Here is a 19,444-nt window from a genome sequence, read left to right as displayed (position 1 = left end):
TATTCATTGTTCATTAAAATTTTAGGCTATTCGTAAGCCGTTTTTTGTAGGTCGTTCGGTTTGTAGCAACGTAACAGTACCATCGTCGGCAATGGCGCCAAGTACCAGACATTCGCTCATGAACGTAGCAATCTGTTTGGGCGGAAAATTCACGACAGCAACCACCTGTTTTCCAACCAGCTCATCGGCCTGATACAGTTTGGTTAGTTGGGCCGACGTCCGTTTCACGCCTAAATCGCCAAAATCAAGCGTCAGCTTGAAGGCCGGTTTTCGCGCCTGTGGAAACGCTTCGACAGCAATAACGGTCGCCGTTCGAATTTCCACTTTTTCAAAGTCGGTCCAGGTTAAGTAATCGGTTGTCATGATACGTTGGCTGTACTACGTTACTAAAAGAACGTTACGTTCTGCTAGTAACGTAGTAGCAAATGGCTTAGAAAATAATCGAGTATTGCACCGAACCAGGCCCATTTTTCATGTCAATCGGAAGCAGCACTTCCTGTTTACCGTTACTCTGACGCATTTTTACTTTGGCTTTCGGATCGATTCGAACGTAGTAACTCCGGTCGTTGATGGCATAAAGTCCTTTGGCTACTTCCTCCACCGACGTACCGGCGGCTATACGGCAATAAGGCGTTCCGGTTGCTGAACCCGAGAAGATCAGCGTTCGTGTAAGCGTACTTCCGGCAGGGTCATCCTTACTGGTTTGAATGGCATCGTTAACTGTCAAGCCCCCAAGCTGATACTGGATCGTAGGCAGCCCCTGTTTATCGACCGTTTGCCCTTTGTACTGCACTAGTTTATCATCGACACTATCAGGCCAGGCAGCGGCCTCATCCTGAAGCAGCATCAACGGTGTTTGCGCAGGCGGACGAACAACGGTTCCTAACGGACTAAGCAATTGAGGTTCACCGCGCTCGTACCACATTTCCGTTACGTTGGCGAAATCGCCTTTCCAGACCTGTACTAATGCCATCTGATTCAGGTCCAGCGTGTAGTGAATACCTGTTGGGGAACCGACCGACAAGCTGTGCGTACGTTTCATTTTTTCGCCGGGCAATTGCACAAACGAGCGAATACGCTGGATTTTATCCTGTAAACTACTGTAATCCGGGTTCACACTTACTAAGGCTACAGCGTCAGGTTCGGGCAATGAAGCGGGTGCATGCAGCGGTTGCGGGCGTGTATCGGCCAGCGAGATAAACAAGCCAAGCCCCGGCCGGAACCACGACCGGGAGAAATAAACGCGAATATCGTGCGTACCGGCTGATATCGTAGTGGTTCCTCTGGCGGTCATACCTAGTTCGAGGTGGTTCACTGGAATCAATTCTTTTCCATCCACCCATAACGCAGCCGCGCCCCCATGATCTAATTCAAGTTGATACGTTCCAGCTTCCAGTACGTTCAGTTTACCCGTAAAAAAGATGGAATATTGACGAGGCTGACCATACGAAACCTCGTAATTGAGCATGCTCGTTGTATCCTGTTTGAGTACTTTCTTCCGGGCGGCTTCCTGAGGGTCCAGAATATAGCCGCCTTCCACGATTGTATAGTTGAGTGGGCTGCTCCACTTCGCTACATTACGGGGTGACATAATTCGGTAACCAAGGTTGCGAATCGCAATGCTACCATTCGTAGCCATCAACGTAACAAGCCCGTTATTTTTACCAGTCAGTATCTGTGCTTCACGGACTGTGATACCGTTAAGAATCAGTTTCTCCAACATTGGAGCGCCCTTAGGTCCACCGGTTTTGTACCACATTTCCACCGTTTGCCACAAACCAGGCGCTTTTAGTAACCGGGGCAAATCTAGTGAATGATCTAAGCTAATCGGCTGACCACCTGGCAACGACAGCATAACACCCGCATTGGAGGTCATCATCAGGTCGAAACGCATTCGAAAATCATCTGTTGGCTTTGCTAATGTAAGCGGCTCATTTGTACCGACGAGTATCGTGTTACCGGCCTTGGGACGTAGCGATTTAGCATCAGCAGTAGGACTTATTGAACCCGCTAATTCCCAACCAGTTGGACGGGTTAATTGGGTAAGTGGCACGGCGGGCAGATCACTTTGAGCGTACAACGTAGTGGTGAGCAGCCAGGCGATTAAGAAAACGGTGCTACGTTGGCTGAATAGGAGTTTAGTTTGGGGCATATAAGGAACAAAGCAGACGTTGATGCTTTTGTATCTATCAAAAGTAAGCAAAGTCTCCTGTTTCCTGTTTACGCCCAAAAACTTTTGCCAGTAACGTACTGTTTATCCCAGCAAACTCATACCCCTACTTTACTCTCACCATGAACGTAACGATTTCTACATCCATCCTGATGCTATCGCTCATTGGGTCCGAAACGGCTCAACCAGCAAACGCCGTGACTCCTCCCGCTAAAGCCAAACGACAAACGCATGCTACGTCGGTTCGTTCAGTTATTCCGGCTGATAACGACGGACTTAAATTAACCAATGGTTTCCGCGCGGTGGTTTTTGCCGACAATCTGGGCAAAGCACGTCACGTTGCCGTCAGCAACACAGGAACGGTTTTTGTGAAACTGGAGAAGCTGAACGACGGCAAAGGGATTGTGGCACTCAGCGACAATAACGGCGACGGTCAATCCGACCAGACCGTTACGTTCGGGAATTACGGCGGAACCGGAATGGGTATTGCCAACGGCTATCTCTATGCCTCGTCTGATACGTCGGTTTATCGGTATAAACTGACCAATGGTAAAGTCATGGAAACGACACCTGCCGAAACCATCGTTACCGGCCTCAAGCTCGAAAGACAACATGCCAGTAAGTCGCTGGCGGTTTCGCCCGATGGCAAGTTGTATGTCAATTTTGGAGCGCCATCGAATGCCTGTCAGGAAAAAGATCGACAAAAAGGTTCGAAGGGAATGGACCCCTGTCCACTGCTCGAAAATTACGCGGGTATCTGGCAATTCGACGCAAACAAACCCAACCAGAAGCAGTCAGACGGGAAACGCTATGCAACTGGTATCCGCAACGCCGTCGCTCTCGACTGGAATACGGCTAACAACACGCTTTACGCCATGCAGCACGGTCGCGACAACCTGAACAATTGGGGCGGTATTTTCACGGATGAAGTGAGCGCCGAATTTCCATCGGAAGAATTCCTGATGGTGAAACAGGGATCGGATTTTGGCTGGCCTTACTGCTACAACGACCATAGCAAAAACAAGAAATTTCTCGCTCCCGAATACGGTGGCGATGGTAAAACCGAAGATCGCTGCGCCGGAAAAGAAAAACCAATCATGGCCTTTCCCGGACACTGGGCCCCTAATGATTTGCTGTTTTACAAGGGCTCGGCCTTTCCGGCGAAGTATAAAAACGGCGCATTTATCTGTTTCCACGGCTCCTGGAATCGCGCTCCACTGCAGCAGGGTGGCTATTTTATCGCGTTTGTACCATTTGGGAAAGATGGTCGGCCGTCGGGTAATTACGAGGTATTTGCCGAAAACTTCGCCGGTGTTGCCGAGTTGGGTAAGCCCGGAACAAACGTAAATGCAGGCAAACTCGATCTTGCCAGTCCCGGCGATGCCAAAGCGCGTCCGATGGGTTTGGCAGAAGGTCCGGATGGTTCGCTCTACGTAACGGATTCAGTAAAAGGCAAAGTCTGGCGGATAACGTATTCGGCGAAGAAGTAGAATCTACTCAAGGATTGTTGTAGCGATTTTTTGTCATGCTGACGCAGGAAGCATCTTAAATTGTCCTATCCTGAGAGTAAGGAGTCTTTAAGATGCTTCCTGCGTCAGCATGACAGAAAATCACCTTGGAAGTGCGGCCATTTCATTTGCCAGAAATTGCTGAAATCGTTCCTGTAGTCCGCGAAAGTGATTCAGGTATTTCTCCCCTTCTTCCGTAACGATTGCCCCTCCCCCTTTTTCCCCACCGGTTTGCGTCGATACCAACGGTGTATTGGCTTGCGTATTCATCGATTGTACCAAATCCCAAGCTCGTTTGTAAGACATCTGCATAGCTTTTGCGGCCTGATTGATGGAGCCGGTACGTTGAATATGGCCCAGCAATTCAAGCCGACCAATACCCATGAATCGTTCAGTTGCGTCGTCAGCTGTAGTTTCGAGCCAGATTCGGCCATTGATACGTAGTGTATTCATAGCAGAGGACGTAGGGTTAAGGGCATGAGGTGATGTTCATCGACAGGTAAATTTCGGATAAGATGACTAAGGTACGTGGCGAATCAAATCGTTGCCAATACCGTGCAGTAATCTCCTGACGTATTATTCGCTTGTTTCGGCTTCCGGTCGTACCTTGCACCCGATAGTTTTCTCGCCTTGTGCGCCTGTTTTCCTCCTGCCTGTATGTGCCACTCGGCGACCGTTCCCGCTATCGTAACGGTATATGGACAACGTCGAATTACTTTCCCGCATTCAGTTTGCTTTCACCATTGCCTTTCATTACATCTACCCGCCCCTGAGCATCGGTTTAGGCGTTTGCCTGGTGGTGATGGAGGGTCTTTACCTCAAAACCAAAAACAAAATTTACGAAGAACTGACCCGGTTCTGGGTTAAGATTTTCGCGCTCATTTTTGGCATTGGGGTCGCCACAGGTATCGTCATGGAGTTTGAGTTCGGTACGAACTGGGCAACGTACTCGCGCTACGTTGGCGATATTTTCGGATCGGCGCTGGCGGCCGAAGGTATTTTTGCCTTTGCCCTGGAATCGGCCTTTCTGGGGATACTGCTGTTTGGCTGGAATCGAGTTAGCCCTCGTGTGCATTTTTTGGCTACAATACTGGTCGCGCTGGGTTCTATATTCTCAGCACTCTGGATTGTGGTCGCTAATTCCTGGCAGCAAACGCCCGCTGGCTATCGTATTGAAGGGCAGGGAATGCAGGCACGCGCCATTGTGACTGATTTTTGGGAAATGGTTTTTAACCCGTCGTCGGTAGAGCGGTATTCGCACGTATTAATTGGCGCATTTCTGTCGGGTTCATTTCTGGTGTTGAGTGTCAGCGCCTGGTATATTCTCAAAAAGAAACACGTAGTACACGCGCAAACCGCCTTCCGAATTGCGCTCTGGGTAGCAGCTGTTTCTGCGCTGGGACAGTTATTTACAGGACATAAATCGGCGGAAGTGGTAACGAAATACCAACCGGCAAAACTGGCTGCCATGGAGGGTCATTTCGAGAAACTGGCCCCGGCTGATATGTACCTGATGGGATGGGTGGATGCTAAAAACCAAAAGACGACCGGTCTGAAAATTCCAGGCGGACTTTCGCTACTGGTGCATCAGGATATGAAGGCGCCCATTCCGGGACTAAACAGTATTAAACCCGAAAACCGTCCAAAGGCCATCAATTTTGTATTTCAGACGTATCACCTGATGGTAGCCATCGGTATGACGCTGATTGGCCTGACCTTGTTCAGCTTATTTCTGCTTTACCGGAAAAAACTTTTTGAGACGCGCTGGCTGATGGTCGTTTTCGTGTACGCTGTCCTGCTTCCACAAATCGCGAATCAGGTGGGCTGGTACACGGCCGAAGTCGGTCGGCAGCCGTGGGTAGTGTATGGCCTGCTACGTACCTCCGACGCCCTTTCGCAGGCCGTTAAAGCCGAGCACGTATTAATCTCACTAATTCTATTCACATTCATTTACGTAATGCTGTTCGGCCTGTTCCTTTATCTACTAAACAAGAAAATACAGCACGGCCCCGACGTAGCATCAGACAGCGAAACATCGTCCTCGCGCATGAACCCGTCGCTGATACCTTTAATGAGTGAAAGAGCAACCTCAAAGAGTGAACATGCGAAAGATTGAAAGAGCGAAAACCATCCGGCAGGTGCTTTCGCTCTTTCAATCTTTCGCATGTTCACTCATTAAACATTATGGATACTTTCCTCGGAATAGACTTACCCACCTGGTGGTTCCTGCTGATTGGAGCGCTTATCACTGGATATGGCATATTAGATGGCTTTGATTTAGGGGCTGGTGCACTGCATCTTTTTTTTCGGAAAGAGCAAAGCCGACGTATCGCGCTTAATGCGATTGGGCCGGTTTGGGATGGAAATGAAGTCTGGCTGGTAATCGGCGCGGGAGCATTGTTCGCGGCTTTCCCGCTGGTCTACGGCACCATTCTGTCGGTGTTCTACCTACCGTTTATTTTGTTCCTGGTCGCCATTATTTTCCGGGCGATTTCGATTGAATTCCGAGGGAAAGAACCGATGCCGTGGTGGCACCAGCTTTGGGATGTTAGCTATTGTGTTTCCAGCATCGTTATCGCTTTGTTGCTGGGACTTGTACTTGGTAATCTGATTCAGGGAATTCCGCTGAACGCCAACCATGAATTTGTCGGACGATTAAGGGACTTTTTCAATCCGTATGCCGGACTAATTTCGGTCACGGTGCTATCGCTATTTATGATGCACGGCGCGATGTATCTCCTCATGAAAACCGAAGATCGGCTCTATACTAAATTGACAATCATTGCCGACAATACGAGCAAGTTTTTCATTTTATGTTTTCTGGCTGCATCGAATGCTACGTTAATCTACGTACCCCACATGACCGCCATTTTCAAAAATAACCCCGCACTGTTTGTACTACCAATGGCAGCGGTGCTCATTGTGCTGAACATTCGACGTAGCATCGAGAAACGGCAGTACCGACGCGGATTTATTTCCTCCTCCATCACCACGGCGCTGCTCCTGATTCTGTTTGCAATGGGTTTATATCCCAATCTTGTGCTGTCGACTGTTGACCCGCGAGGCCATATCAGCATCTACGAAGCTGCGTCATCCGATGCTTCACTACGTACCATGCTTTTGTTTGCGTTTATCGGAATGCCGCTGGTAGGAACATATACCGTGTTTATGTTCTGGACGTTCCGTGGCAAAGTAAAACTGGAAGAGCATAGTTACTAGGCTTCAATAAAAAACCAAGCCACTCATTCAAAAGGATGAGTGGCTTGGTTTTTTATCCCTAAAGGTGGTAGCTACGTTAATTAACAACCAACTTTAATCTACTTCCCGAACTATGTGTTATTCGACCTCCCGGACCAAATGTTACCCGAAGGGCGTTGCCTGTATAGCCAGCTGGTAGTGTCACTACGTGGTTTACCGTCACAGGATCAGTGCTCACCGGCAATCGTCCACACGACCACACAGTCGGATCATTCCAGTTGCCTGTCTTCACCGTGAACATATTCACGCACGACGCAGTGTTGCTCACGGTAATCTGGAACGTAGTAGCAACCGATAATCCACCCGGGTCAGTAGCCACGACTGTTACTGTGAAGGGCGAGCCTACCGTTGTCGAAGGCGTGCCGCTGATCGTTGAAGGAGCCGTAAAGCTCAGTCCGGCAGGAAGTCCGCTTACACTTAAAACCAGGCCATTTGGCGTTTGGGCATCTGTGAATATTCCTGCTGGAATGTTCATCGTAAAGGCTTGGTTGACAGGGGCGGTCCGATTACCAATAGAACCTACGACAGTCGGGGCCGTATTGGGTACTGGCAGTACAGTTAGCTGGAACGTAGTGGAAACTGACAAACTGCCCGGATCAGTCGCCTTCACCGTCACAGTGAAAGGTGAACCCACCGTAGTGGAGGGAGTACCCGAGATCACATTCGGCGCCGTGAAATTGAGTCCAGCAGGTAAACCACTCACGCTCAAGGTAAGGCTGCCTGGTGTTTGTGCATCGGTGAACGTGTTCGATGGAATGTTAAAGCTATAAGCCTGACCTACCGTAGCGGTTTGTGAGCCAATCAGATTCGCCACAGTGGGCGGTGTGTTCGGCGGAGGAAGTACCGTCAAGGTGAACGTAGTACTCGCCGATAATCCATCCGGATCCGTCGCTTTTACAGTAACGGTGAAGGGCGAGCCTACAGTAGTAGACGGCGTACCACTGATGGTTGATGGGGCCGTAAAACTCAGTCCTGCGGGCAATCCACTAACACTTAATACAAGACTATTTGGCGTTTGGGCATCGGTGAACGTACCGGCTGGCACTGTGAAGCTGTAAGCCAGGCCAACAGTAGCCGTCTGATTACCAATTGGAGTTACCAACGTAGGAGCCGTATTAGGCGGAGGAGCAATCGTGAGCGTAAACGTAGTACTCACCGACAAATTACCAGGATCCGTAGCCGTTACCGTCACGGTAAAGGGTGACCCAACGGTTGTCGAAGGTGTACCCGAAATCACATTGGGCGCTGCAAAGCTCAACCCCGCCGGTAATCCACTCACACTCAGAGTGAGGCTGTTGGGCGTTTCAGCATCGGTGAACGTAGGAGCCGGTACTGTATTCGACACCGAAAAGCTATAAGCTACACCAACCGTAGCGGTTTGAGAGAGGATTGGATTCGCCACGGTAGGAGCCGTGTTAGCCTGAGTTACGGTTACACTCACCGTAGCCGAAATAGTCTGGCTGGTAGGCGTTGTTGAATCAGCTATCGTTACCGTAAACGTCTGTACGCCAGCCGGTATACCGGATACAGTAGCTGAGTGACTGGTTGGGGTAATCATGCCTGGGCCAGAGAAGGTATAACTATAAGGGCCAGTACCGCCCGATACGATTGCCGACAGGCTTGTGCTGCCTGTGGTCAGTAACGTAGTGGGGTTGGCAGTTAGCGTCAGCGCAAGTGGCGCAGGCACCGGTGGGAAATTAAACCGGGCTACACTCGGGTCGTGGTCACTGAGCTGGTCCAGAAACTCGGCGTTCATGTGTATGGCATCATAACCATTAACGCTCATAAAATTACTTGCTAGGATGTAATCAAGAGCCTGAGCGTTACCATCGAAATTATACGTATAACGCTCTTCAACTGGCAGTGTTTCGATAAGATTAGTCAGGACAGCCGTACCACCATTCACATTACCTTTCAGGTACTGTAGGGCGGGTAAAAACTGAAACTCGTTAAAATCACCCGCTACAATGATATTCGTATTCGGGTTAACAGCCAACAGTTGATCCACAAAGTCATTGACTACTTTAGCCTGCTCTTCCCGTCGACCCTGTTCTTCCTGGGTAGGCGGCTGGAACCGCTGGGTTAGTGCACCACTACCACCTCGTGAAGAGAAATGATTGACAATTAAATAGATAGGCTGCCCATTAAACATAAGCTCACCAACCAGAGGCTTCCGGGTAGCGGTGAAGTCATCACCAACGTAGCTGTCAACTTCACCGGGATTAGGGTCTAATATCCGACCGGGGCTGGACGAAATACGAGGCAGTCCACCCACATTACTCACGGTAGTATTTACTGTTGATCCTCCACCTGGCCGATCCACAAACTGCACGCGGGCTGGATTAAACAGTATACCGACCCGGATGTTACCTCCCGACTGCCCCCCGTCCGCACCGTCGACAGGGTTAATCTGCCGGTACTGATAGGTTGGCCCTCCGGCGGCCGTAATAGCTGAAATTAACCGGCTGAGGGTTGTTGACGCATCGACCGTTCCGCTATTGGCAGAACCGTCGTTATCCTGAATTTCTTCAAGTGCGATGATGTCTGGTGAGGCTAAATTAGTACGTATAGCCGCAGCCAATCCATCAAATTTCGCCTGAGGTTCGTTACCTGCCAGATTTTCTACGTTGAAAGAAGCAACCAGTAGTTGGTTAGTTGTAGGTATCAAGCCAGATGTTTCCTTAGTCAGTGGTACGTTCGAGGCAGAAACTGTCGGTGCTACGCTGGGCAGAATTTCATAGTTCAGAAAGTCGTAATTAACCACCCCAATGATTGTGTTCAGCAATGTTCCTACGTTTTCATTCGGCGTATTGCCATTGCCATACAGTACGTCGTCGATCTGAATACGTTCCGGATTGAAGTCGCTGTTTGTAATGGCACTGCCAATACTTGTCGAGTTTGCGCCACTGATTGTGATGCTACGTCGGGCATTCACGCCGGTAGCGCCAGCACCCTGGTCGGCAATTACATATAACTCCCCAAACGTATTGCGAAATCCAGTCGTAACCGGATTGTTAATCTGAACACGCATCCCTTCGAGGGTTTCGAAGAAATCCAGACCGTCCTCCGTCGGATCGAATATCGACAGTTCTACGTCGCCACTCGCCGGGAAGTCATTACTGATCACGTCGGTCGGAATCCGTCGCCCTGCGCCAATTTGCGAACTGATAACGATTGGAGCCGGTAAAGGGTTATCAAGCGACCAGACTGTAACCATGGTGCTGGCAATCTGCGTAACACTCAAGTTCTGATCATTGCCCGCCCGATACTCCTGTGCCGTTCCACTCACCCTTACCTCCTGACCAACCAGGACCGTGGGGTTTGTACTGGTAAAGACAAAAATCCCTTCCGATGTGTTGTCATCGTTATCAGGACTTGAGTCCTGCATCCAGAAACCGCTACTACGTAACGCTGTCACGATTCCCGGAACATTCGTAACCGTTGTTCCTGCCAGTGGCGAGATGTGTCCATTTCCCTGAATATGGCGGATGCGTGTATCATTATCGGCAATCGTCGCCGTAGCCGACGATGTACCCACTTCGTATGCCACCACCTCAGCCAGCATGAGGTTTATTGTTTCAGTGGCTTCGAAAAGTGCATCGTCGACTGGCGTCAATGTTATATCAACGGACGACTGAAAGGCAGGTACCGTCACCGTTCCCGATAGCGTTGGTGTGTAATCCGTTCCGTTTGTTGCATTGCCTCCAACTGTATAGGTTACAGTCAGCGGATTCGTTAGATCCCCTGTACGGCTAACTGTGAAGACAACAGGATCTGAACCTTCTTCTGCCCCCGTAGCATCGGTAGCGGCAATTGATACGATAACGGCATTGGGATCATTGACCTGACCACTGACGGGCACGGACGCTGCTAACGTACTGGAGGCCGTATTTGTGATTGTTCCACTAAAAGACCCTAGGGGTGCGGTATCCGCCAGACGTACATAAATCACCTGCGAGAGTGCTCCCGACGACGGCGTAAAGGATAAGGGCGTTGTATAGAAAATAACCCCATCCGGACTAAATTCAATATCGGTTGTAGAAGATACCGATACGGGATCAGTTAGATTATTGCCTGTAAGCGTGTAACTTTTTGTAGCAGATGTCGTTCCCTCAAAGGTAGTAAATCCAGTTAAAGAAGTTGGAGTAGTTGTCAGTGTAGGAGCATTGGTCGTAACACTACCCCAGGTTGTGCCAACACGGATATAATCAACTCGTAAATTAGGTGCATTCCCTGCGGCCTGGCGTAGAGCAACTGACCCAATAGTAGGAGCATCTGTAGATGTAAATGATGTAGTAATCGTTGCAACGGGTTCTGCCTGTCCTAACACAGGAGAAACAAACAGATCGGCCTGGTCATTTATCAAGCCTCCATTCAACGTGTACTTCAGAACCACAAAATAGGTAGTGCCGGTTGAGAGTACGGTAGAGTTATAAACAGAAGAAGATTCACTATTTTTTCCCAGACCAAACTGAAAGCCTCCACTTGCGCTCCTCACATACACGCGCCCTACAAAGTAAGTGCCGTTTGCAGGCGATGTACTTAGGTGAAAAAAGTAATCGCCAGTACTTGTTGCGCTTGATACGTTAACCAGGAAGGAAGCATAAACAGGACCGCTCGATTGGGTCGTGAAGGTTCGGTTAACGTCCTCCCCTGTTGTCATTGCAGCAGAGCCCCCAGCAGTAGTCAGCCCAGCGTATGTAAGTCCCGGCGAACTGGCCTGAATGGAATTGGTACCCGTTCCACTGTGGGGTATCCATACTGACGGCGACGTGGTTAGTGTATAGGGAAGGGGCGCTGAGGTAAAATCCTCGGTTAGCAGAGGAGTTTGCGCCCGTCCTGTAAGGGCGAAAAAAAATGTGGCACACAGGAGCCACAACAGGTTTGCTGCGCGTAGACGTAGTAGCATAGAAGTGTAAATTGAGAGTTTACAAATCTATTGAAAATCAACCCATAATAAATGCTTTTGATATTATCTTATTCTTATTATCTAATTAATTCTCCGATTACTATCTAATGGATTACTAACAAGTCAATTTGCTCTATAACTAGTAAATGGCATATACAATATTCATTACACGTAATAAACCAAAATAAAATTTTAGGTAAACTAATTATTAACTGCTTCTCTACGTAATACATTCACCAGATTATGTGCCCGACGCGTCGGCTCCGGAATTCGGTATCCGCCGTTACATTGAAGGGTCAGCGAAATGGCCGTGTCCAGATCAATTAAATGACCAGGCGATACGTAGACTGGATTTACCTTGTTTTTGGTACGTAGCGCAGCACCAATTACGTCGCCATAATGCTTCATGGGTGACCAGAACCCTCTTTCCGGTGCCGGTTCGTCATATTTACCGACCAGCACTGATTTTCCGCAGCCGAATGTAGGTCGGTTCAGAAATAGACCCGCGTGCGAAGCAATACCGATACGTCTTGGATGAGCTGTGCCGTGTCCATCAAACATCACTACGTCGGGTTCAATCTTGAGTTTTTGCCAGGCTTGCAGCAGCGATGGAATTTCACGAAACGACAGTAAACCAGGAATATAGGGAAACGGCGCTGTACCAATCACGCCCGATTCTTCAATTGTTTCCAGCGTTTCCAGGTCAAGCACCACAATTCCGGCGTATACAGTTTCCTCAAACTTGTTAAACGAAATATCGCAGCCGGCAATGGTTTTGGGAGAGTTGCCAAGTGGTTCGATACGTATCTGCGAACGGAACTGTTGCTGAAGTGCGACAGCCTCGGCGGGCGTTACGTTCCAGTCGTGAAGGGATTGATAAGTAGCCATAATGAGGTTTTACCTGTGGATAACCTCAACAGCGTGGCTACGGTTATTTAAAAGTTAAGCAGCCTAGTAAAACTCCGCTTTTGTTCTCAACTATAATTCAATAAGAGATTTTGTCATGCTGAGGCACGAAGCATCTTAAAGTTCCCTAACCTGAGTATTTGAAACCCTTAAGATGCTTCGTGCCTCAGCATGACAAAATTTAGGTTAGGACTCATCGAAAATCAATTACATTCAATTTGTAAGCAACGTATCACGGCTTTTGGTAAACGTTTTATTTTTTCGCAGGAATAATCTCCTTCCGACAAGGCCACCATCGTCCATTTGCCACTACTATATTTCAGCACCTGCCCCGAGCCCTGTGTTGTTTGCTGTTTATTTTTATCCAGCAGATTTATACTGACTTCAGCATAATCACCACAAATGCCTCCGCCAGTAACTTCGGTCTTTTGCTGGCCAATACTCTTGCCTGATTCGAGCTCTGCTACGTATTCAATCTGCCCGATTCTGACCATCAGATACGTATCACCTGCTACGTGTGCATCGGGCTGTCTGGCCTCTTGGGCAAGGTGAGCAATCAACGAAACTTCTTTGGCTGACTGCGCTTTTGCCGTATGGAAAATCAGCAACGTAGTAAACAGACTGAAGGCGATTTGTAAACTGAAAACTCTCATTGGACGTATCAATTGGTGGCAACGTAGCAAAAGTAGCGTCAGCTATTCGGACTAATTGCATCATTCCATATTGGGTTGAATTGGCTTTATAGATGGTTGGTATACAACGAAATACGGCACCTATCCAAGCTTATGCGAAAATCTGTTTACTTTCGGCCGCCTGATAGCCATTCCTATATGCAAGCTGCGAAGGCTGTCTTCGCCGTTACGTTAACCCTAACTAACTGATGAATACGTTCTACCGAGCCGTTGCTCCTTTCGTCTTATTATCGATACGTTGCGTTGCTCAGATCACCATTCCGGTTGAAACCACTGATTTCGCCGTAGTGCTTCAAAGCGATAAGGACAATTATCTGCACATGGTGTATTGCGGCAAAAAACTGAATCAATCAGTTGACTATAAAGACATTATCAGTACGTATCGTTTTCCGAGCGGCAACAGCGGAGTCTATAGCAACGCCTATACGCCCGCCGGTACGTGGAATCTGGCCGAACCCGCCATACAAGTCACACACTCCGATGGCAATCCCTCGCTGGATTTAAAGTACGTATCTCATCAAACCGTCAAACCCGATGCCAACAGTACGTTAACGACAGTTCAGTTGGCTGATCCGGTTTATAAGCTGAACGTTAGTCTGTTTTACAAAACATGGCAGTTGGAGAACGTAATCGAGCAATGGTCGGAAATAACCAATCAGGAAAAGGGGCCGGTCGTTTTACAGAAATATGCATCGGCCAATCTCTTTTTCCCGAACAATACGTTTTACCTGACCAGTTTTCAGGGGCAATACCTGAAAGAAATGCAGCCAACGGAGGAGAAACTTCAGCAGGGAATTCGGACTATCGACTCCAAGCTGGGTACGCGGGCGATGTTGTTAGGTACACCCAATTTTATCGTCTCGTTCGACCAGCCTGCCCAGGAAAATAGCGGAACGGTTTTGCTGGGTCAACTAGCCTGGAGCGGGAACTACAAACTTGATTTTGAGATCGATTCCTACAAAACGCTACGTCTGATTGCAGGTATCAATCCGTATGCGTCGGCCTATACGTTGCCTGCTGGTAAATCGTTTAGAACGCCGTCGCTCATCTACACGATTTCGGGCAATGGTACCGGGCAGGCCAGTCGGCAGTTGCAACGCTGGGCTCGGAATTACCGGGTTCTCGACGGGAAGGGTGACCGACTTACGCTGCTGAACAACTGGGAAGCGACTTACTTTGATTTTGACGAAACGAAACTGTCGGGCCTGATTACGGATACCAAGAAATTAGGTGCCGATATGTTTCTGCTCGACGATGGCTGGTTTGGCAATAAATACCCCCGAAACAACGATGATGCGGGTCTGGGCGACTGGCAGGAGAACGTTAAAAAACTGCCGCACGGCATTGGTTATCTGGTAAAAGCGGCCAAAGAAACGGGCGTAAAATTCGGTATCTGGATCGAGCCGGAAATGGTGAATCCTAAAAGTGAGCTATACGAAAAACACCCGGATTGGGTCATCCGCCAGCCCGAACGCCCCGAGAAATACTACCGAAATCAATTGGTACTCGATCTCGCCAATCCGCAGGTTCAGGATTTCGTGTTTGGCGTAGTAGATGGCTTATTTACTAAAAACCCTGAACTGGCTTTTATCAAATGGGATTGTAATGCGGTGATTTACAATGCGTATTCGGTCTGGCTCAGCAAGAACAAATTGCCGCAAACACACCTCTACGTCGAGTATGTACGTGGTTTATATGCTGTGCTGGAGCGTATACGGGCTAAACACCCGAAAGTGCCCATGATGCTCTGCTCAGGCGGGGGCGGACGTGGCGATTATGAGTTGCTGAAATACTTTACCGAATTCTGGCCCAGCGACGACACCGAGCCAATCGAGCGTATTTTTCAGCAGTGGAATTACTCGTATTTTTTCCCGTCCATCACAACCGATTGTCACGTAACGGATTGGGGTAAGCAACCGATCAAATTCCGGGTCGACGTAGCAAGTATGGGAAAACTTGGCTTCGATATCGTAGTAAATCACCTAAAACCGACTGAGTTAGAGTTTTGCCAGCAAGCCCTCAAAAACTACAGCGAATTCAAAACGACGGTCTGGCATGGCGAACAATACCGTTTAGCCAGCCCATACGAAAATCCGTTTGCATCGCTTATGTATGTGAGCGCAAACAAGGCCAATGCCGTCATGTTCTCCTATTTTCACTCTAGTTCTCCTATTTTCACTCTAATCAAGTAGTAGAATCCGGTTCAAACCGACCGGTTAAACTGGCAGGACTAGACCCCGCTGCGAAATATCGGGTCAGCGAAATCAACCTGTTTCCGGGCACAAAATCAACGCTGGAAGACGGAAAAGTGTACAGCGGTACGTTCCTGATGAACGTCGGAATCAATCCGAACGTGAATGCCCGCCGGGCAAGTGTTGTTTTACAGCTAACTAAAAGTGAGTGATGATAGCGTTACTCATGAACCGTCTCAGCTAACGTAGCCTGTGAGTTTGTCTCAGACAGCATCTTGACTCAATGCTTCACGATCTGCGGATATAAGACGTTTATCTTGACAAAATTCTTGCTGCTACGTGCCACAGCATAAATACACGATGCTTGAGTCGCTTCAGTAAGCCATACCCTGGTTCGCCAGTCGTTGACGCATTCTCTCCATGACGAAAATATTGGAGAAGCGGCTGCGGATAAAAACACACGCTCCCTTTTAGCTCTACTAATAAGCCAATCCACCAATCGTGCATGTGTATGTGCGTAGGAAAAGGCATTACATAAGTCAGTATCTCCCGCCGAAACGCCATACAACACCCCATATATGAGTTTTTGTACAGATTATGCCAGAACCCAGACTTAGTACCCCTATGTTTGAAATAGGAAGCATGTATTATAGTGCCGTTTTGATCGACAACTTCACAATTTGTCAGTACCAGATCATGATTTTTCAAGAGCGAACGTATCGTTTGCGCCTTATCCGGCATCCATACATCATCCTGATCGGAGAGAATTATATAATTACCCGAAGCATGACGTATCGCCTGTTCAAAATTATGCAGCGGCCCGCGAAGTCCCTGATTCTTATATACTTTGATACGCTTATCTCCTATCTGAACAATAATCGCTAACGTAGTGTCTGTTGAATTGTCGTCCGAGATAATTACCTCATCCTCCGGATTCAATTGGCTTAGAATCGATTGCAACTGACGTAGTATATATTTTTCGCCGTTATACGTCGCCATGCAAACACTCACTATCTCGTTCATTTTTCAGGGAAATCAATTGAAAACACGTAGTACGAATCCACAAAGTTGCGTTAAAGGCTGCCTCAATACCTGTAGACGCCGGGAAATTATTAACAAAATTTAAAAACGAGAATCGTACTGTATGCATAAGACTTGCCGTTATTTCTTTCTATAACGAATAGATAACAATCCTTTCATGTTCTTTTCTTGCGCATTAGTTACTGATTATCAGTACTATAGAAATCAAACTGTTACCTAATTCCTATTACGTAGTCTCATTGCAACGTTATGTAGTAGAATTGAATCTGAGAAGCAGTACAGATTGAATTGGAAATACAGCCGATAGTTAACCGTTATGAAATTCATTGTTTACTTGCTCAAGCTTTATGCGTATACTTTTCCTATTAGTTATCAGTAGCTTGCTCAACAGCTACTACGTAACCGCACAAAATTCATCCAATCGATTCACGGTCAGCGGTTATGTTCGCGAAAAAGGTAGTCTGGAAGCCCTTATAGGCGTCAACGTTTACCTGCCTGGTACGTCTACTGGCTCCACAACCAATACGTATGGTTTTTACTCGATAACATTACCCGCTCAGGACAGCCTACAACTGGCATTCTCATTTGTCGGTTATGAAACGATTCTTCACACTGTTGGCCTGCGTCAAAATAACAACCTGAACGTTCTGCTTACACCGGGCCGGATTCTGGCAGAAGTAGACGTAAAAGCCAGTCGTACCGAAGAGAAAGTGAGCGAAAGCCCACAGATGAGCCGTATCGACGTACCAGTGGCGCAGATTAAGAAAATTCCGGCGTTTCTGGGCGAAAAGGACGTATTGAAAGTACTCCAGTTGATGCCTGGCGTACAGAAAGGTTCGGAGGGGCAAACGGGAATATACGTACGCGGGGGCGGCCCCGATCAAAATCTGATTATTCTGGATGAAGCCGTAGTTTACAATGCCAGCCACCTGTTTGGCTTCTTTTCGGTCTTTAATGGCGACGCGCTGAAAAGTGTTGAGTTGACCAAAGGCGGTTTCCCAGCACGCTACGGCGGGCGTCTTTCATCGGTAATTGAACTGAACATGAAAGACGGCAACCGCGAGAAACTTCATAGCGAAGGAGGCATCGGCCTGATTGCCAGCCGTCTGACATTGGAAGGACCATTTACAAAAAATAAGAAGGGAAGTTTTTTGTTATCCGGCCGCCGAACATATCTGGATATTGTAGCGGCTCCGCTGATTGCCGCTCAGAGTGATGGCGACACAAAGGCCGGTTATTATTTCTATGATTTCAACGCCAAAGCCAATTACGATTTTGGACCCAAAAATAAGGTTTATCTAAGTGGTTATTTTGGTCGGGACAGATTCTATGCCACTGAGAAAGAGGCTGGTTCCGACATTGGTATTGGTTGGGGCAATGCTACCGGTACGCTACGTTGGAACCACTTATTTAGTCAGAAACTCTTCTCGAACCTATCGCTGATTTATAGTAACTACGAGTTCAAAATTTCCTCCGATGATCGTAGTTCTGATACGCTCACTACGTCGCTACGTTATTCGTCGGGCATTCGTGACCTTTCGGCTAAGCTTGACTTCGATTACTACGTTACACCCCAGCATTCGCTACGTTTCGGCACGCAGGCAATTTTCCACCGATTCACGCCCAGTGCGGTCGTCGTACAAAACAGATTTCTTAATGAATTCAGACGTGATGTTGACGCTATCGACGCCGTCGAAGCAGGCGTTTACGTGGAGGACACCTGGCGGCCAAACGAACGCTGGCGTTTTAACGGAGGGCTGCGGTTAAGCCTCTTCACACAGGGAACTGCCAATTATCTACGGCCTGAACCCCGACTATCAGCTTCGTATCAGATACGTTCAAGTCTGTCGGTGAAAGCTTCCTATGCCACGATGAACCAGTACATCCATATGCTTAGTAATACAGGCATTGGTTTGCCAACTGACTTATGGGTACCTACTACCGATCGAATATCGCCCCAGCAATCGCAACAAGTAGCAGCAGGGATTGCCAAGGACTTTTCCGACAATTTCCCGCTTGGGAAAGGATATGCGCTTACGGTGGAAGGCTACTACAAAACCATGAACAACATTATTAATTATAAGGAAGGTGCCAGCTTTTTGCTCATCGAAGACCCAACTTCGGCTGAGCGTGTCCGCTGGGAAGACAACGTAACGGCGGGCAAAGGCTGGAGTTATGGTGCCGAAGTGCTTTTCCAACGGAAAACTGGGCGATTATCCGGCTGGGTAGGCTATACGCTCTCCTGGACGCAATGGCAGTTTCCAGAACTAAATCAGGGGAAGCCCTTCTTCCCCCGCTACGACCGCCGACATGATATTTCGGTGGTGGGCATTTATGAACTAAGCAAACGTATTACGTTGTCGGGTACGTGGGTGTATGGCACGGGTAACGCGCTTACTGTACCTGTGGCCAACTACCAGGCTCATAGACATTCGCTTAATTCTCAGAACAGTATTTATAACGGTGTTCCTTATGTCATTGCGGAATTATTTGATTATGGAACAAAGGTTAGTGATTATAGCCAGCAAAAGAACAGTTTTCGCGCCGAAGCTTACCACCGTTTCGACGTAGCGATTCAGTTCCACAAACAGAAAAAACACCACGAACGTACCTGGGAAATTAGCTTCTACAATGCGTATAATCGCCGAAACCCATTCTTCTACCAACTTCAAACAGTGCGGGAGGACAGGCAACCAAGCCGTACAGCGCTATTTCGCTACTCGGTTTTCCCGATTGTTCCATCCATCAGCTATAATTTCAAATTCTGA

Annotated in this window: 13 protein-coding genes; 6 read left to right on the top strand and 7 right to left on the bottom strand. The window is 48.2% G+C overall.

What is annotated here, in order from left to right; translation table 11 throughout:
• Positions 1 to 21: 21 nt before the first annotated feature.
• A complete protein-coding gene (locus IC229_RS03720) occupies positions 22 to 363 on the bottom strand; it encodes a tRNA-binding protein (RefSeq protein ID WP_190885576.1) in 342 nt (113 codons plus the stop codon).
• 67 nt (positions 364 to 430) lie between these two features.
• Positions 431 to 2,152, bottom strand: a complete 1,722-nt coding sequence (locus IC229_RS03715) for a PA14 domain-containing protein (protein WP_190885575.1) — start codon at positions 2,150 to 2,152, stop codon at positions 431 to 433.
• Positions 2,153 to 2,292: 140 nt separating this feature from the next.
• Here IC229_RS03715 and IC229_RS03710 point away from each other — a divergent pair, with 140 nt between their 5' ends.
• A complete protein-coding gene (locus IC229_RS03710) occupies positions 2,293 to 3,660 on the top strand; it encodes a PQQ-dependent sugar dehydrogenase (RefSeq protein WP_190885574.1) in 1,368 nt (455 codons plus the stop codon).
• A 120-nt stretch (positions 3,661 to 3,780) separates the two neighbouring features.
• On the opposite strand, the gene IC229_RS03705 is transcribed toward IC229_RS03710, so the two are convergent.
• Positions 3,781 to 4,131 carry a winged helix-turn-helix domain-containing protein gene (locus tag IC229_RS03705; RefSeq protein WP_190885573.1) on the bottom strand — a complete coding sequence of 117 codons (351 nt, stop codon included), beginning with the start codon at positions 4,129 to 4,131 and terminating at the stop codon, positions 3,781 to 3,783.
• Positions 4,132 to 4,375: 244 nt separating this feature from the next.
• On the opposite strand from IC229_RS03705, the gene IC229_RS03700 reads away from it, so the two are divergent.
• Together IC229_RS03700 and cydB are read left to right on the top strand one after the other, a co-directional pair.
• Positions 4,376 to 5,794: a cytochrome ubiquinol oxidase subunit I gene (locus tag IC229_RS03700; RefSeq protein ID WP_190885572.1), complete on the top strand. Its 1,419-nt coding sequence runs from the start codon at positions 4,376 to 4,378 to the stop codon at positions 5,792 to 5,794.
• 68 nt (positions 5,795 to 5,862) lie between these two features.
• Positions 5,863 to 6,897, top strand: coding sequence for a cytochrome d ubiquinol oxidase subunit II (gene cydB, locus IC229_RS03695; protein ID WP_190885571.1), 1,035 nt, complete (start codon positions 5,863 to 5,865; stop codon positions 6,895 to 6,897).
• Positions 6,898 to 6,973: 76 nt separating this feature from the next.
• Here the strand turns inward: cydB and IC229_RS03690 are convergent, their stop codons facing one another.
• From IC229_RS03690 to IC229_RS03680, 3 genes are all read right to left on the bottom strand, one after another.
• The gene (locus IC229_RS03690; RefSeq protein WP_190885570.1) at positions 6,974 to 11,845 is read right to left on the bottom strand and encodes a putative Ig domain-containing protein; all 4,872 of its coding nucleotides are present in this window, start codon (positions 11,843 to 11,845) and stop codon (positions 6,974 to 6,976) included.
• A 201-nt stretch (positions 11,846 to 12,046) separates the two neighbouring features.
• Positions 12,047 to 12,733, bottom strand: coding sequence for a deoxyribonuclease V (gene nfi, locus IC229_RS03685; protein ID WP_190885569.1), 687 nt, complete (start codon positions 12,731 to 12,733; stop codon positions 12,047 to 12,049).
• Between the two features lie 221 nt (positions 12,734 to 12,954).
• Positions 12,955 to 13,404 (bottom strand): hypothetical protein, encoded by a 450-nt coding sequence (locus IC229_RS03680; protein WP_190885568.1) that lies wholly within the window; start codon positions 13,402 to 13,404, stop codon positions 12,955 to 12,957.
• 227 nt (positions 13,405 to 13,631) lie between these two features.
• Here IC229_RS03680 and IC229_RS03675 point away from each other — a divergent pair, with 227 nt between their 5' ends.
• The gene (locus IC229_RS03675) at positions 13,632 to 15,635 is read left to right on the top strand and encodes an alpha-galactosidase (protein ID WP_223833840.1); all 2,004 of its coding nucleotides are present in this window, start codon (positions 13,632 to 13,634) and stop codon (positions 15,633 to 15,635) included.
• A gap of 29 nt (positions 15,636 to 15,664) precedes the next feature.
• Positions 15,665 to 15,847: a GH36 C-terminal domain-containing protein gene (locus tag IC229_RS35245; RefSeq protein WP_223833857.1), complete on the top strand. Its 183-nt coding sequence runs from the start codon at positions 15,665 to 15,667 to the stop codon at positions 15,845 to 15,847.
• 100 nt (positions 15,848 to 15,947) lie between these two features.
• On the opposite strand, the gene IC229_RS03670 is transcribed toward IC229_RS35245, so the two are convergent.
• A complete protein-coding gene (locus IC229_RS03670) occupies positions 15,948 to 16,658 on the bottom strand; it encodes a glycosyltransferase family 2 protein (protein WP_223833839.1) in 711 nt (236 codons plus the stop codon).
• Between the two features lie 365 nt (positions 16,659 to 17,023).
• On the opposite strand from IC229_RS03670, the gene IC229_RS03665 reads away from it, so the two are divergent.
• Entirely contained in the window at positions 17,024 to 19,444 is a 2,421-nt protein-coding gene (locus IC229_RS03665) for a TonB-dependent receptor (RefSeq protein ID WP_190885567.1), read from the top strand.

Source organism: Spirosoma profusum (assembly GCF_014699005.1).
Lineage (GTDB): Bacteria > Bacteroidota > Bacteroidia > Cytophagales > Spirosomataceae > Spirosoma > Spirosoma profusum.
This window is presented reverse-complemented; position numbering and strand designations above follow the sequence as displayed.